Origin of the sequence: Streptomyces sp. NBC_01261, from assembly GCF_036226385.1 — a bacterium.
Classification (GTDB): Bacteria; Actinomycetota; Actinomycetes; order Streptomycetales; family Streptomycetaceae; genus Streptomyces.
Genome location: NZ_CP108463.1, coordinates 10,276,818 through 10,289,963, shown reverse-complemented (window position 1 = coordinate 10,289,963; position 13,146 = coordinate 10,276,818). Strand labels below are relative to the sequence as shown.

Genomic DNA, 13,146 nt, shown 5'->3' with positions numbered 1-13,146 from the left:
GAATCTCCCGCATGACCTCGCACTCCCTCGTCACCCGCGCCCGCCGACTCGCGGACGGCCTCCTCGCCCCGCACGCCGAACAGGTCGACCAGGATCAGGTCCCGGCGAGCCACATCGAGGCGGTCAAACGGTCCGGTCTGCTGGGCGTGAGCGCCCCCGTGGCCTACGGCGGCTCGGCGGCGCCGGCCGCGGTGGCGCGGGAGACGGCGGAGATCCTGGCCGGGGCGTGCTGCTCGACGTGGTTCGTGCAGACACAGCACCACACGCCGGTCATGACCCTGGCCAAGGGTGAACTCCCCGTACGGGAGCGCCTGTTGGGCCCGCTCGCGCGAGGTGAGCTGATGTCCGGGGTGGCGTACGCGCACCTGCGGGCCCACCCCCGGATCCCGGTACGGGTCACGCGGGAGCGGGCCGGCTGGCGCTTCGACGGGACGGTGCCCTGGTACACGGGCTGGGGCCTCAACGACGTCATGCTGCTCGCGGGGGTGACGGACGCGGACGAGGCACTGTTCGCGTTCACGGAGGCCCGGGAACAGGAGGGACTGCGTCCGTCCGACCCGATGCGGCTGGCGGCGCTCACCGCCTCCAGGACGGTGTCGCTGGAACTGGACGGCCTGTGGCTGCCGGAGGACGCCGTAGCCCTGCGCGTGCCGTACGCGGAGTGGGCGAGGACCGACCGCCCGAAACCGACGAACGCGTCACCTGCGGTCTTCGGCGTCGCGGAGGCGGCCCTCGCCCTGCTGGACGACGACACGTCCGGCCCGCTGCGCACGCGTCTCGACAAGGTGCGCACGCAGGCCTACGACTTGGCCGACCACCCGGTGGCGCACGAGCACGTGGCGGAACGGCTGGCGCTCAGGACGCAGGCGTACGAGGTGCTGATGACGGCGACCACGGCAGCGGTGGTGGCCGGCGGCGGCAGAGCGCTGTCGTTGTCGAGCAGGGCCCAACGCCTCGCGAGGGAGGCCCTGTTCCTGCTGGTGCAGGGCCAGACGGCGGAGTCGAGAAGGGCCCACCTGAAGACACTGGCCGACTCCGCCACGTAGGTCGGCCGGCCTGTCCTCAGGAGTTGTGTCGTGTCGGGCCGTAATTCGGTTGACCTGGACACGGAGCGACGCTGCACTGTGGCGGGACACCACGGGAGGTGGTGCCGGTATCGGGGAGGCTGCGGCAGCGATGGAGATCCGTCCCACGACCGACGAGGACCATGACGTCTTCGTCGACACGGTCCACGCGGCGTTCGGGCTCTTCCCGGAAACCCCCGTCGAGGGCGGCGGGCTCTGGTGGTCGGCGCTCGAAATGGACCGCTGCCTGCTCGCCCTGACGGCGGACGGGCGGCCCGTCGGTACGGCGGCCACGTACCCCTTCGAGCTGACGCTGCCCGGTGAGACCCTCGTCCCGGCTCCCGGGGTGACCGCCGTCGGCGTCCTCCCCTCGCACCGGCGCCGGGGCGTGCTCAGCGCGATGATGCGGCATCAGCTCACCGAGCTGCGGGCCCGCGGGGAGGTCCTCTCCGTGCTGCTGGCCTCCGAGGCCACGATCTACGGCAGGTTCGGCTATGGACCGGCGACCTACACGGCCCGGCTGACGGTGCCGCACCACAAGGGCGCCCTCGCCGTTCCCCGGGCGCGCGGATCGGCCGACGCACCGGCGACCGGTCCGGACACCGGCTCCGTCGAGGTGCTGCGTCGTGCCGAGTGCGGCGAGATCCTGGAAGAGGTCTACGACCGGTACCGCCGCGCCCAGCCCGGCGCGCTGTCCCGGCCGCACCGCTGGTGGGCCCTGCGCGCGGGGCAGCCCCCGATCTCGCCGGCGCCGCGTTACGTGGCCGTCCACCGGAACGCCGACGGCGTCCCGGACGGGTACGCCAGCTACTCGATCGGGGAGGGCAAGACCCTGACGGTCGACGAGACCATCGCCACCGACGACGCCGTCTTCACGGCCCTGGCCCGGTTCGTACTCGAACACGACCTGGTCTCTCAGGTCGTGTTCAAGCACGTCCCGCCCCAGCACCCGCTGCGCCGGCAGCTCGTGGACTTCCGCGCCGGCGAGGTGGGCGGCGACACGGACTGGCTCTGGGTGCGGCTGCTGGACGTACCGCGTGCGCTGACCGCGCGCGGCTGGTTCACGGACGGCGAACTCGTCCTCGCCGTCGACGACCCGTTCCTGGACGAGCACGGCCGCTATCTGCTGACCGTCCGGGACGGCAAGGCCGAGTGTGTGCCGACGGGCCGGGAGCCCGACCTGTCCCTGGACGTACGCGACCTGGGCTCGGTCTACCTCGGCGGCACCGCCCCGAGCACCCTCGTGCGGGCCGGACACATCCGGGCCCACCGCCCGGACGCGGCCACCCGCGCCGACGCCCTCTTCCGCGCCGACCGCTCCCCGCACTGCCTGCACTGGTTCTGACCACGCGCCCGCGAACAGTGCGGCCCACCCGAATCAACTGGCGAACGGCACCTGTGCCGCGGAAGCCCGCTGCTCACCGACCGGGTGCTGCCACACGCCCTCCGCCGCCAGCCTCGGCAGCACCCCTTCCCCGAACCAGTACGCCTCCTCAAGGTGCGGATACCCGGACAGCACGAACTCCTCGATCCCCAGCGCCGCGTACTCCTTGATCCGCTCGGCGACCTCCTCGTGGCTGCCGACCAGAGCCGTCCCGGCGCCACCTCGCACGAGCCCGATCCCGGCCCACAGGTTGGGATGGATCTCCAGCCCGTCCCGGCTTCCGCCGTGCAGCGCGAGCATCCGCCGCTGTCCCTCGGACTCGCTCCGCGCGAGCCCGGCCTGTACGGACTTGACGGTCTCGGAGTCGAACCCTTCGAGCAGCCGGTTCGCCTCGGCCCACGCCTCCGCGGACGTGTCACGCGTGATGACGTGCAGCCGGATGCCGAAACGGAGCGTCCGCCCCTCCTTGGCCGCCAGTCCCCTGATCCAGGCGATCTTCTCCGCGACCTGGGCCGGCGGCTCGCCCCAAGTGAGGTACACGTCCACGTACTTGGCGGCGATCTCCCCCGCGATCGGCGACGATCCCCCGAAGTACACCTCGGGCACCGGATCGGGCAGCCTCGCCAGCTTCGCGTCCTCGACGCGCAGCTGCTCACCGGCCGCATCGACGGTCTTGCCGTCCCACAACTGCCGTACGATCTCCAGGAATTCGCCGGTACGGCGGTAGCGGGCGTCCTTGTCGAGGAAGTCCCCGTAGGCCCGCTGCTCGTGGCTCTCGCCGCCGGTGACGACGTTGAGGAGCAGGCGTCCGCCGGTCTGCCGCTGGAACGTGGACGCCATCTGCGCGGCCAGCGTCGGTGAGACGAAGCCGGGGCGGAAGGCGACCAGGAACTTCAGGCGCTCGGTGTTCTGGCTGACCATCGCGGTGGTGAGCCACGCGTCCTCGCACCAGGCGCCGGTGGGCGTGAGGGCGCCCACGAAGCCGAGGTCCTCCGCCGCGCGGGCGATCTGGCTCAGGTAGGCGACCGTCGGCGGCCGGTCCCGTCCGGAGGCGGTGGCGGGGGTGCCGTGACCGCCGCCCACGACATGGCGGCTGTCCCCGTTGGTGGGGAGGAACCAGTGGAAGGTGAGGGACACGTGGGGGCTCCTGTCTGGGCTGTCCTGCGGGTGGGTCAGAGAAGGCCGTGGCGGGGTGGCCTGGTGCCGTTCAGCACGTAGCGGCCGATGTGCTGGATCTTCCAGCGGGCCGGGTCGTGCAGGGTGTGGGTGCGGGCGTCGCGCCAATGCCGGTGCAGATTGAGCGAGTTGAGGGCGGAGCGGGTTCCCGCCACCTCGAACAGGGCGCCCGCCACCTCGACGGCGGTCTGCGCCGCGTGCACCTTGGCCGCCGCGACCGCGATGGAGGCCTCCGCCGCCGAGTCGTCGTCGAGGTTGGCGTGCGCCGCGTCCACGGCCTTGCCCGCCTGGATCAGCAGGGCCTCGGACGCCCTTGCCTGGATGGCGAGTTCACCGAACCGCTGGATCAGCAGCGGGTCCTCGGCGGCGGTCTCGACCCCGCTCTCGAACCAGGGTCGGCTCTTCGTCCGGACGAACTCGGCGGCCTCGGCCAGCGCTCCCCCGGCGATCCCGGCGTCGATGGCCGCGTGCAGCAACTGGGCGACGGCGCCGTGGAGTTGGGGTCCCTCGAAGGTGAGGTGGTGCGGCAGGACGCGGTCGGCGGGGACGGCGACCGCCTCCAGGCGGACCGTACCGCTGGCCGTCGTACGCTGGCCCATTCCGTCCCAGTCGTCGACGACCGTGACGCCCTCGGCGTCGCTCGGGACGTACGCGACATGGAGGTTGTCGTCCTTGGTGCGGGCGAGGACGGGGATCCAGTCGGCGAAGAGGGCCCCGGTGGAGTAGTGCTTGACGCCGGTCAGTTGGTACGAGCCGTCAAACTGTCGTGTCAGGCGGGTGCGGATGTCCTGAACGTGTTTGGTGCCGGCCTCGGACTGGGCGTTGCCGAAGCGGCGGCCCGCCAGCAGCTCGGCGAAGAAGAACTTCCGCTGGTCCGGGGTGCCCTGACGGCGGATCACATTGACGTAGGCGAAGTGGCTCTGCGGGATCTGGGCGAGGCTGCCGTCGGCCGAGCCGAGCAGGCGGAAGATCTCGGCGAGGGTCTGCGCGCTGACGTCGGCGCCGCCGTGGTCGGCGGGCACGGTGACCGCGAGCAGTCCGGAGTCGGACAGGCGGTCCAACTCGGCGCGCGGGAGCCTGCGTTCGGTGTCGCGTGCCGAGGCCCCGGCCCGGAACTCGTCGGCGAGCGCGGCGGCGAGGGCGAGGGCCTCGGCGTCGTCCGCGATCACGTGGGCGGTCGCACGGTCGGTCATGGTGGTCAGCTCGCCGCGGCCAGCAGCGGGGTACGGCCGAGGGCCGCCGAGAACTGGTCCACCACCTGGGTGAGCGCCTCGGTGGTGCCCGGGGCGACGGTCAGCGAGCCGTCCTCGTGGGCGGTGATGTCCTTGTCGAGGGTGAACCAGCCCTGGACTATGTGGGCCGCGCCCATGGAGTTCAGCACCGGACGCAGGGCGTAGTCGATGGCGAGCACATGTGCGGTGGACCCACCCGTGGCGAGCGGCAGCACGGTCTTGCCGGTGAGGGCGTACTGCGGGAGCAGGTCGAGCAGCGCCTTGAGTACTCCGGAGTAGGAGGCCTTGTAGACGGGGGTGCCTACGACCACTCCGTCGGCGCGGGCGAACAGTTCGGTGGCCTCGACGATCGCCGGGTGGCGGAAGTCCGCGCCGAGCAGGGCCTCGGCGGGGATGGTGCGCACGTCGAGCGGGATCACCTCGTGGCCCTGGGCGATCAGCCGCTTGTCCAGATGCCGTAGCAGGCGATTCGTGCGGGAGGAGACGGAGGGGCTGCCGGAGACGGACAGGACGGTGGCCATGGGTCCTCTTTCGGGGAGGCGGGGCGCCCGCGTGCGGCGGGCGCCCCTGGGCTGGCGGGTCAGGAGTACCAGGTGGGTTCGGGCAGTTCGCCCTCAAGGACCCAGCGGCCGACCTCGCGCCGCTTGTAGGCGACGGGGTCGTGCAGGGTGTGCGTGCGGACGTTGCGCCAGAACCGGTCGAGGCCCTCGGAGGTGGCGGTGGAGCGGGCGCCGGTGACCTCGAAGACGCGGTTGCCGATCTCCAGGGCGACATCGGTGGCGCGTGCCTTGACCGCCGCGACCCGTACTTCGAAGTCGCCGCGTGTCTTCTCGGTGACGGCGTCGGGGTCGTCGTGCAGTTTCTGCCCCTCGGCGGCGACGGTGTCGGCGAGGGCCTCGACCGCCCAGAGTTTCGCGGTGAGGTCGCCGTAGGTGTCGATGACGTGGGGCTCGTCGACCGCGCGCTCGTAGCCGCCGTGCAGCCAGGAGCGGGCCTTGGTGCGGGTGTAGGTGGCGGCCGTCTCCAGGGCGCCGGCGGCGATGCCCAAGTAGAAGTTGACGAAGACGAGTTGGATGGTCGGGACGTTGAGCGTGTTGTACGTGCGCGGCCGGAATTCCTTGTCGACGTAGCCGGCCGCCGAGGACCACGGGGTGCGGACGCCGTCGAGGATGACGCCGCCGCTCTCGGTGAGCCGCTGGCCGATGTTGTCCCAGTCGTCGAGGAAGGTCAGGCCCTCGCTGTCGGAGGGCACGATCGCGAAGACGTGCTGGTCGGTGCCGTCCAGGACGCCTTCGAGGACGGTGACGTCGGAGATCCTGCTGCCGGTGGAGAAGGACTTGCGGCCGGTGAAGACGAGGTCGTCGCCGTCCTCGGTGACGGTGACGTCCTTGTCGCGCGGGTTGACGGCGCCGCCGAAGAACCACTGGTTGCGGGCGGCCTCGGCCTCGACGTGCTCCCACTGTTCGCGGGTGCCGACCAGGCGGGCGGCCCAGTTCCAGAGGTAGTGGTAGCCGAGGAGTTGGCCGATGGAACCGTCGGCCTGGGCGATCTCGCGGACGACGCGGTAGGCGGTGGGCCAGTCCTGGCCTCCGCCGCCGTGCTCCGTGGGGCCGAGCAGGGTGACGAGGCCGGAGTCCTTGAGGAGCTGGACCTCGGCGTAGGGGGTGGCGCCGGCCCGGTCGCGGGCGGCGGCGTCGGTGTCGGTGTCGAGGAGGGCGGCGACCTCGGCGGCGCGGGCGATCCAGTCCTGGGCGGACCGCGGGGCCGGGCGGGTCTGCCAGTCGGTGGGCGTGACGGTGCTCATGCGGGTGTCCTCTTTCGCAGTGGGGTGCGATCAGGCGTGCACGGAGACGGACTCGGTCTCGCCGTCGGGGAGTTGGGCCTCCAGTTCACGCACCAGCGGCAGCACCCGCTTGCCGAAGTACTCCACCTCCTCGTGGTAGTGCAGGAAGCCCAGCAGGAGAAGGTCGACGCCCAACTTCTTATAGGCGACGATCCGTTCGGCGATCTGCTCCGGGGTGCCGATGAGTCCCGTACGGAAGCCGTCGTTGTACTGCACGAGGTCCTCGAACGTGGAGTCCTGCCACATGCCCTTGCCGTCGGCCGAGGACTGCCCGGCCTGCTTCACCGCGGCCCCGAATCCCTCGACGGCCTCGCGGTCGGCCTTGGCGACGATCTCGCGGAGCGTGTCGCGGGCCTCGGCCTCGGTGTCCCGGGCGATGAGGAAGCCGTTGAGGCCGAACTTCGGTGCGGTGCGGCCGACTTGGGCCGCCGAGTGGCGTACGTCGGCGAGCTGCTCGGTGACGCCGTCGAAGTCCTTGCCGTTGGAGAAGTACCAGTCGGAGACGCGGCCGGCCATCGCGCGGGCGGCGGTGGAGTTGCCGCCCTGGAAGATCTCGGGGTGCGGTCGTTCGGGGGTGTTGAGGGGCTTGGGCTTGAGGGAGAAGTCGCGCAACCGGTAGAAGTCACCGGCGAGTTCGGTGTGGTCCTCGGTCCAGATCTGGCGCAGGGCCTGGATGAACTCCTCGGAGCGGCGGTAGCGCTCATCGTGCTCGAGCCAGGGCTCGCCGAGGGCGGTGAACTCGCCCTTGAACCAGCCGGACACGACGTTGACGGCGAAACGGCCGTTCGACAAGTGGTCGGCGGTGGCGCCGAGTTTGGCGAGGACGCCCGGGTGCCAGAGGCCGGGGTGGACGGCGGCGATGACCTTCAGACGCTGGGTGGCGAGGAGGAGGGCGAGGCTGAAGCTGGTCGACTCGTGCTGGAACTCGGCGCCGTAGCTGGCCATGTAGCGGACCTGGCTGAGTGCGTACTCGAAGCCGTTGTTCTCGGCGAGGACGGCGAGTTCGCGGTTGTACTCGTAGCCCCAGTCGGTGCGTTGCTCGATCTTGCTGGTGACGAGTCCCCCACTGACGTTGGGGACCCAGTAGGCGAATTTCACGGGCTCTGCGGGCATGCGGAACTCCTGTTGCGGAATGCGATTCCGGGCACGCCGAATTCCGGGCACGCGACACGACGTGTGAAAGGACGGAATTCAGGCGGGGATGGAGAGAGGGCGGCGGATCACGGGACGGAGGTGACGGGGATCAGGCCGCGGTGCAACAGGAGGCGCTGGAGACGCGCGCGAGGTCGACATGGCGTCGCCGCGTGAGGTCCAGTCGCATCATCATGCCGTCGATCGTGGCAGCCGTCGGCTGGGACCGTCAAGGAAAACCCGACCGGTCTCGTATCGCGGACCATTGAATTTCACGAACGTGTGACAGGGAAACCCTTGAACAGCCCGGGAAATCGGCCGCATTCTGCGGGCATGCGCACCGAACAGCTGGAATACATAGCGGCCGTCACCCGGCTGGGCTCCCTGCGCCGGGCCGCCGAGGAACTCCGCCTGTCACAGCCCGCGTTGAGCGAGACCGTACGCAATCTCGAACGCGAACTCGGCGTCGATCTCCTGGAGCGCAAACGCACGGGCGCGACGATGAGCGCGGAGGGCCGCGAACTGCTGCCGAAGATCGTCGACGTGCTGGACGCGGTGGACCGGCTGCGGGCGGCGGCGGGTGAGCAGCACCGGATCAGCCGCATGGTGCGGGTGGGCACGGTCAACGCGGCGACCGTGCCGTTGCTGCTTCCCGTCGTACGGGAGTTCCGCGCCTCGCATCCGCTCACGCAGGTCGAGGTGGTCGGCGCGCAGCAGACGGACATCCACCGGGCGCTGTCGGAGGGCGGGTTCGATCTCGGGCTGGTCAATCACCTGGACGGCGACGACATGCCGGCCGACTTCGAGTCCACCGAGCTGCTGTCCGGGCTGCCGGTGGTGTGTATGCGCCCCGACAGCCCGTTGGCGTCCGGGCCGACGGTCAGTGTGGACGACCTCCTCACCGAGACGCTGATCGGTATGCGTTCCGGCTATGTGATGCACCGCTATGTCCACCGGCTTCTCGGTGGGCGGGGTCCCGCCTTCGCGTACTCGACCGACGGTGCCGAGATGGGCAAGCTCATGGTCGCGGAGGGGCTCGGGGCGACGGTCCTGCCCGACTTCAGCGTGGTCGGGGATCCGCTGGAGCGGCTCGGCGCGATCACCTACCGGCCGATCGCCGGCGACACGGCCCGCGTCCTGCTGATGCTGCGCCGCCGCCGCGCGGACTCCGTACCGCAGGCGGCCGGGGACCTGCACGAGGCATTCGTACGACGGGCACGGGAGCTGAGCGGAACACCCGCCTGAGGCTGTGGTCCCCCGGGACCAGGGTCGTACGGTCAGTCCTCGTCGCCCATCGGAACGACCACGAGGAACGCGTCGGACTTCAGGTCCATGACGACGCTGGCGGGCTCGCCCTCGGCGCGGCGCCGGGCCGCGAACTCCTCGGCGGGCCATGATCCGCGCGGAGCCCCCGCCGAAAACCGCTTCAACACCTTCGCGCCCATGTCCCCAGACACCTCCAGCATCGTTCCTCGGTTCCCCATGGGACCGTCGTGCCTGTTCACCTGCCCCCGATCGACGCCGACATGCCAAGTTCGCTCGGCGGCGGGACGGCGCCGGGAGCGCGTACGCCCGTCGGGTGACAGCCGCATCCGCCGGGCGCGCCGGACCGGAAGCACCTCACGACCCCCTTTCCCGTCTCCCGGAGTACGCACCATGAACGTCTCGGTCGCCCTGTTCACCGCCGACCTGCGCCTGCACGACCATCCCGCGCTGCGCGCCGCCGCCGAGGCCCGCCGGACGGTTCCGCTGTTCGTCCGTGACCGGGGCGTGACGGACGCCGGGTTCGCGGCGCCCAACCGGCTGGCGTTCCTCACCGACTGCCTGCGTGACCTCGACGCCGGCCTGCGGGAACGGGGCGGCCACCTGGTGATCCGGTCCGGTGACGTCGTCGACGAGGTGTGCAAGGTGGCCGCCGAGACGGACGCCGACGAGGTCCACATGGCGGCCGACGTCAGCGACTACGCGCGGCGGCGCGAGCAGCGGCTACGGCGGGCGCTGGAGGCGGAGGGGCGGCGGCTGCACGTCCACGACACCGTGACCACGGCCGTCGCCCCGGGTGCCGTGACCCCGGCCTCCTCGGACCACTTCGCGGTCTTCACCCCGTACTTCCGCCACTGGTCCGGACAGCACCTGCGCGCCCCGCTCGCCGCACCGCGCACCGTGCGGGTCCCGGACGGTGTCGGTTCCGAGGAACTCCCCTCCCGTACCGGCGTCGTCGGGCTGTCGCCGGGCCTGGCGACCGGCGGGGAGACCGAGGGCCGCAAGCTGCTGAGCCGGTGGCTGCGCAACGGCATCGCCGAGTACGAGAACCTGCACGACGCCCTGGCCGCGGACGCCACCTCCCGCCTCTCGCCCCATCTCCACTTCGGCACCCTCTCCCCCGTCGAACTGGCCCATCGGGCAAGGCAGTCGGGCGGGCCGGGCGCCGAGGCCTTCGTGCGGCAGCTCGCGTGGCGGGACTTCCATCGCCAGGTGCTGGCGGCCAGGCCCTCGGCCGCGGGCGCCGACTACCGTACGAAACACGACCGTTGGCGGTCCGACCGCACGGCCCGCGAGGACATCGCGGCCTGGCAGGAGGGCCGTACCGGCTATCCGCTGATCGACGCGGCGATGCGCCAACTGCGGCACGAGGGCTGGATGCACAACCGGGGACGCCTGCTGACGGGCAGCTTCCTCACCAAGACGCTCTACGTCGACTGGCGCATCGGCGCCCGGCACTTCCTCGACCTGCTGGTCGACGGCGATGTGGCGAACAACCAGCTCAACTGGCAGTGGATGGCGGGCACCGGCACCGACTCGCGCCCCAACCGGGTCCTCAACCCCGTCACGCAGGCCAAGCGGTACGACCCGGACGGCGCGTACGTCCGCCGCTGGGTGCCCGAACTCGCCGGGCTGGACGGCCCGTTGGTGCACGAGCCGTGGAAACTCAGGGCACTTGACCGGGCGGCGCTCGGCGACTATCCGGATCCGATCGTCGAACTCGCGGACGGGCTGGCGCGGTTCAGGCGAGGTCGGGAAGGTGGCTGAGGCCCCTGGTCAGGGCCGTGCCTCGTACAACCCGGCCAGGGCGTCCACGGCATCCGCGAGCGTCGCCGGCCGCAGCGCGCCCCGCGCCGGAGTGCCGGACCAGCCGGGACCGGCCAGTACCACCGAGGGCTGCCGCCGGGCGCCCTTCACTCCCCACCGGATGTCGGCGAGGTGCCGGGCCAGCGGCGGGCTCGCGGTGGAGCGCGCCTGCGCCCACAGCACGATGGCCGCCGGGCCCAGCCGCCGTACCGCCGTGGTGAGCGCCTCGGCGGGTACGGCGGCGCCGAACATCCGTGTGGGGAGGCCGAGTTCACCCAGTGCGGCGTTGAGTGCCTCGATGGGGAGGGTGTGCTGGTCGCCGGGTACGCAGGCCAGGACGATCGGCGAGATGTCGACCTGTGGCCCGGGAAGCGGGGTGTGTCGACGCAAGGCGGTGGAGACGTGCCAGGACAGCAGGTGCTCCACCTCGACGTAACGGTCCCCCGACGACGCCCACTTGCGCCCCACCGCGTGCAGCGTCGGCGCCATCACCTCCTGCCAGGCGACGACGGTGCCGTACTGGCCTACGGCATCGGCCAGTTGACGCTCGACGGCCGGTGCGTCGAGCCGGACGGCGGCGCGTGCCAGGCCGCGGCATTCCTGGCGCACGTCCCCGAGGGGCAGGGCGCCGGGGGCCTGTGACCTCCGGTTCCGTACGGGCATGTGCTCCGCCTGCGGACCGGCGGCCCTCTTCGCCGCCTGCGCCGCCTCGGCCGGCGGTACGCCCGACGAGGTCAGCCGGCACATCGCCTCCAGCAGTGCCACGTCCCGCGGGGTCCAGCGCCGGTGCCGTCCCTCGGCGCGGACCGCGGGACCGATGTCGTAGCGACGCTCCCAGGACCGCAGTGTGGTCGGGGCCACACCCAGTCGACGGGCCAACGCGCCGGTCGTCAGGGGCACTTCGGCCACTGACGGATACGCGGCGTCTCCGCCTGCGGGCATTTCGCTCATACAGCGACTATACGACGCAGAATCGACGCGAGTTGATGACCCTGATCCCCTGCTCCCACGATGACCGGACAGTCGCCGTCCGACGCGCGAGGAGTCGTAGCCATGAGCCCGCAGACCGGCACCGTCCGCCCGAGCCCGGCTGCCGAGTCGCTCACCGACGAGGAGCTGGCCAGGGGGCTGGTGGCGGGCGACGAGGACTGCCTCGCCGCCGCGTATCACCGCTGGTCGCCACTGGTGCACAGCCTGGCGCGGCGCTCACTGGGCGACGCCAAGGAAGCCGAGGACGTGACACAGGAGGTGTTCCTCGGGGTGTGGCGCGGGCGGCGGGGTTTCCGTCCCGAGCGCGGGACGATCGGCGGCTGGATCGTGGGCATCACCAGGCGCGGGATCGCCGACGCGCTGTCCGCCCGCACCCGCCGCCTGCACCTCCTGGCCGCCGCGGGCTCGTCGCTCGCCCTCGCCGATCCGGTCACGCGGAAGCCGGAGACGGCTCTCGACCGCGTCCTGGTCCTGCACGAACTGGCCCGGCTGCCCGCGCCCCAACAGCGGGTGCTGCGGCTGACGTACTACGAGGACCTCACCCAGACCCAGATCGCCCGACGCACCGGCTGGCCGCTCGGCACGGTGAAGAGCCACGCACGACGTGGGCTCCACCAGTTGCGCCGCCGCCTCCAGGAGGAGGAACAGGCTGACCACTACACATAAAGGCGAAATAAGAGCACTATGGGGATAAGCGGCTTTTGTCGCATACCGCACCAGACGCGGTCAGGCCAGCGAAGTCAAAGGAGACGAGTCATGGCCAACGTCTCGCACACCAGAGGTGACATGGCGAGCCACCCTGATGTCTCCGAAATGCAGGCGCGCTACGCCCGCATGCTCGGTGGACGCGATGTGGCGCTCGTGGACGGACCGGTGTTCCTGCTCGGTCTGTACTGCGCCGTGTCCCCGTGGATACTCCACTACACGACGAGCCAGCCCGCGCTCGTGCCGCACAACCTGATCGTCGGCATCGCGATCGGCCTGCTGGCCCTCGGGTTCACCAGAGCGCCGGAACGCATGTACGGCCTCAGCTGGGCGATGAGCGCCCTGGGTGTCTGGATGATCGTCTCGCCGTGGATCGTCGGCACCAACCCCGACAAGGGCGTCATCCTCAACAACGTCATCATCGGTGGACTGGCCGTGCTGATGGGCCTGGTGTGCGCCGGTACGGCGGCGCGGAGCACTCCCAAGCCGTAGCGACCGACCCCGGAAACCGGCCGCAGAAACCCGGAAGGAAGGCACACCGGCTCCTCCGCC

Annotated in this window: 14 protein-coding genes; 6 read left to right on the top strand and 8 right to left on the bottom strand. The window is 71.3% G+C overall.

The annotated features are described in order from the left end of the window. The first annotated feature begins 11 nt into the window (after positions 1-11). Complete coding sequence (locus OG226_RS45635; RefSeq protein WP_328685395.1) at positions 12-1,046, top strand: acyl-CoA dehydrogenase family protein; 1,035 nt, start codon at positions 12-14, stop codon at positions 1,044-1,046. Positions 1,047-1,176: 130 nt separating this feature from the next. Then, positions 1,177-2,409: a GNAT family N-acetyltransferase gene (locus tag OG226_RS45630; protein ID WP_328685394.1), complete on the top strand. Its 1,233-nt coding sequence runs from the start codon at positions 1,177-1,179 to the stop codon at positions 2,407-2,409. A 33-nt stretch (positions 2,410-2,442) separates the two neighbouring features. Here OG226_RS45630 and OG226_RS45625 read toward each other — a convergent pair whose 3' ends face one another. The 6 genes from OG226_RS45625 to OG226_RS51755 all read right to left on the bottom strand — a co-directional run bounded on the left by OG226_RS45625 (position 2,443) and on the right by OG226_RS51755 (position 8,020). After that, entirely contained in the window at positions 2,443-3,585 is a 1,143-nt protein-coding gene (locus OG226_RS45625; RefSeq protein ID WP_328685393.1) for an LLM class flavin-dependent oxidoreductase, read from the bottom strand. 35 nt (positions 3,586-3,620) lie between these two features. Next, positions 3,621-4,817, bottom strand: coding sequence for an SfnB family sulfur acquisition oxidoreductase (locus OG226_RS45620; RefSeq protein ID WP_328685392.1), 1,197 nt, complete (start codon positions 4,815-4,817; stop codon positions 3,621-3,623). 5 nt (positions 4,818-4,822) lie between these two features. Continuing rightward, positions 4,823-5,377 (bottom strand): NADPH-dependent FMN reductase, encoded by a 555-nt coding sequence (gene ssuE / locus OG226_RS45615; protein WP_201048719.1) that lies wholly within the window; start codon positions 5,375-5,377, stop codon positions 4,823-4,825. A gap of 59 nt (positions 5,378-5,436) precedes the next feature. After that, positions 5,437-6,660 (bottom strand): acyl-CoA dehydrogenase family protein, encoded by a 1,224-nt coding sequence (locus OG226_RS45610; RefSeq protein ID WP_329352432.1) that lies wholly within the window; start codon positions 6,658-6,660, stop codon positions 5,437-5,439. Between the two features lie 30 nt (positions 6,661-6,690). Next, positions 6,691-7,812, bottom strand: a complete 1,122-nt coding sequence (gene sfnG / locus OG226_RS45605) for a dimethylsulfone monooxygenase SfnG (protein ID WP_327406322.1) — start codon at positions 7,810-7,812, stop codon at positions 6,691-6,693. A gap of 130 nt (positions 7,813-7,942) precedes the next feature. Further along, positions 7,943-8,020: a putative leader peptide gene (locus OG226_RS51755; protein ID WP_351520955.1), complete on the bottom strand. Its 78-nt coding sequence runs from the start codon at positions 8,018-8,020 to the stop codon at positions 7,943-7,945. A gap of 143 nt (positions 8,021-8,163) precedes the next feature. Here OG226_RS51755 and OG226_RS45600 point away from each other — a divergent pair, with 143 nt between their 5' ends. Continuing rightward, positions 8,164-9,075, top strand: a complete 912-nt coding sequence (locus OG226_RS45600) for a LysR family transcriptional regulator (RefSeq protein WP_329352430.1) — start codon at positions 8,164-8,166, stop codon at positions 9,073-9,075. 32 nt (positions 9,076-9,107) lie between these two features. Here OG226_RS45600 and OG226_RS45595 read toward each other — a convergent pair whose 3' ends face one another. Further along, positions 9,108-9,296, bottom strand: coding sequence for a hypothetical protein (locus OG226_RS45595; protein ID WP_328685388.1), 189 nt, complete (start codon positions 9,294-9,296; stop codon positions 9,108-9,110). A gap of 190 nt (positions 9,297-9,486) precedes the next feature. Between OG226_RS45595 and OG226_RS45590 the strand changes: the two genes are divergently transcribed. Beyond that, complete coding sequence (locus tag OG226_RS45590) at positions 9,487-10,860, top strand: cryptochrome/photolyase family protein (RefSeq protein WP_328685387.1); 1,374 nt, start codon at positions 9,487-9,489, stop codon at positions 10,858-10,860. 9 nt (positions 10,861-10,869) lie between these two features. Here the strand turns inward: OG226_RS45590 and OG226_RS45585 are convergent, their stop codons facing one another. Then, positions 10,870-11,841, bottom strand: a complete 972-nt coding sequence (locus tag OG226_RS45585; RefSeq protein ID WP_329353708.1) for a MerR family transcriptional regulator — start codon at positions 11,839-11,841, stop codon at positions 10,870-10,872. A 111-nt stretch (positions 11,842-11,952) separates the two neighbouring features. Here OG226_RS45585 and OG226_RS45580 point away from each other — a divergent pair, with 111 nt between their 5' ends. Continuing rightward, positions 11,953-12,555 (top strand): RNA polymerase sigma factor, encoded by a 603-nt coding sequence (locus OG226_RS45580; protein WP_328685386.1) that lies wholly within the window; start codon positions 11,953-11,955, stop codon positions 12,553-12,555. Between the two features lie 90 nt (positions 12,556-12,645). Then, positions 12,646-13,086 carry an SPW repeat protein gene (locus OG226_RS45575; RefSeq protein ID WP_328685385.1) on the top strand — a complete coding sequence of 147 codons (441 nt, stop codon included), beginning with the start codon at positions 12,646-12,648 and terminating at the stop codon, positions 13,084-13,086. Positions 13,087-13,146: the final 60 nt, after the last annotated feature.

What these genes read in the sequence shown, in the direction of transcription:
- OG226_RS45635 (WP_328685395.1), top strand. Translation starts at nt 12, where the DNA reads ATGACCTCGCACTCCCTCGTCACCCGCGCCCGCCGACTCGCGGACGGC.
- OG226_RS45630 (WP_328685394.1), top strand. Translation starts at nt 1,177, where the DNA reads ATGGAGATCCGTCCCACGACCGACGAGGACCATGACGTCTTCGTCGAC.
- OG226_RS45620 (WP_328685392.1), bottom strand. Translation starts at nt 4,817, where the DNA reads ATGACCGACCGTGCGACCGCCCACGTGATCGCGGACGACGCCGAGGCC.
- ssuE (WP_201048719.1), bottom strand. Translation starts at nt 5,377, where the DNA reads ATGGCCACCGTCCTGTCCGTCTCCGGCAGCCCCTCCGTCTCCTCCCGC.
- OG226_RS45610 (WP_329352432.1), bottom strand. Translation starts at nt 6,660, where the DNA reads ATGAGCACCGTCACGCCCACCGACTGGCAGACCCGCCCGGCCCCGCGG.
- sfnG (WP_327406322.1), bottom strand. Translation starts at nt 7,812, where the DNA reads ATGCCCGCAGAGCCCGTGAAATTCGCCTACTGGGTCCCCAACGTCAGT.
- OG226_RS51755 (WP_351520955.1), bottom strand. Translation starts at nt 8,020, where the DNA reads ATGCGACTGGACCTCACGCGGCGACGCCATGTCGACCTCGCGCGCGTC.
- OG226_RS45600 (WP_329352430.1), top strand. Translation starts at nt 8,164, where the DNA reads ATGCGCACCGAACAGCTGGAATACATAGCGGCCGTCACCCGGCTGGGC.
- OG226_RS45595 (WP_328685388.1), bottom strand. Translation starts at nt 9,296, where the DNA reads ATGCTGGAGGTGTCTGGGGACATGGGCGCGAAGGTGTTGAAGCGGTTT.
- OG226_RS45590 (WP_328685387.1), top strand. Translation starts at nt 9,487, where the DNA reads ATGAACGTCTCGGTCGCCCTGTTCACCGCCGACCTGCGCCTGCACGAC.
- OG226_RS45585 (WP_329353708.1), bottom strand. Translation starts at nt 11,841, where the DNA reads ATGCCCGCAGGCGGAGACGCCGCGTATCCGTCAGTGGCCGAAGTGCCC.
- OG226_RS45580 (WP_328685386.1), top strand. Translation starts at nt 11,953, where the DNA reads ATGAGCCCGCAGACCGGCACCGTCCGCCCGAGCCCGGCTGCCGAGTCG.
- OG226_RS45575 (WP_328685385.1), top strand. Translation starts at nt 12,646, where the DNA reads ATGGCCAACGTCTCGCACACCAGAGGTGACATGGCGAGCCACCCTGAT.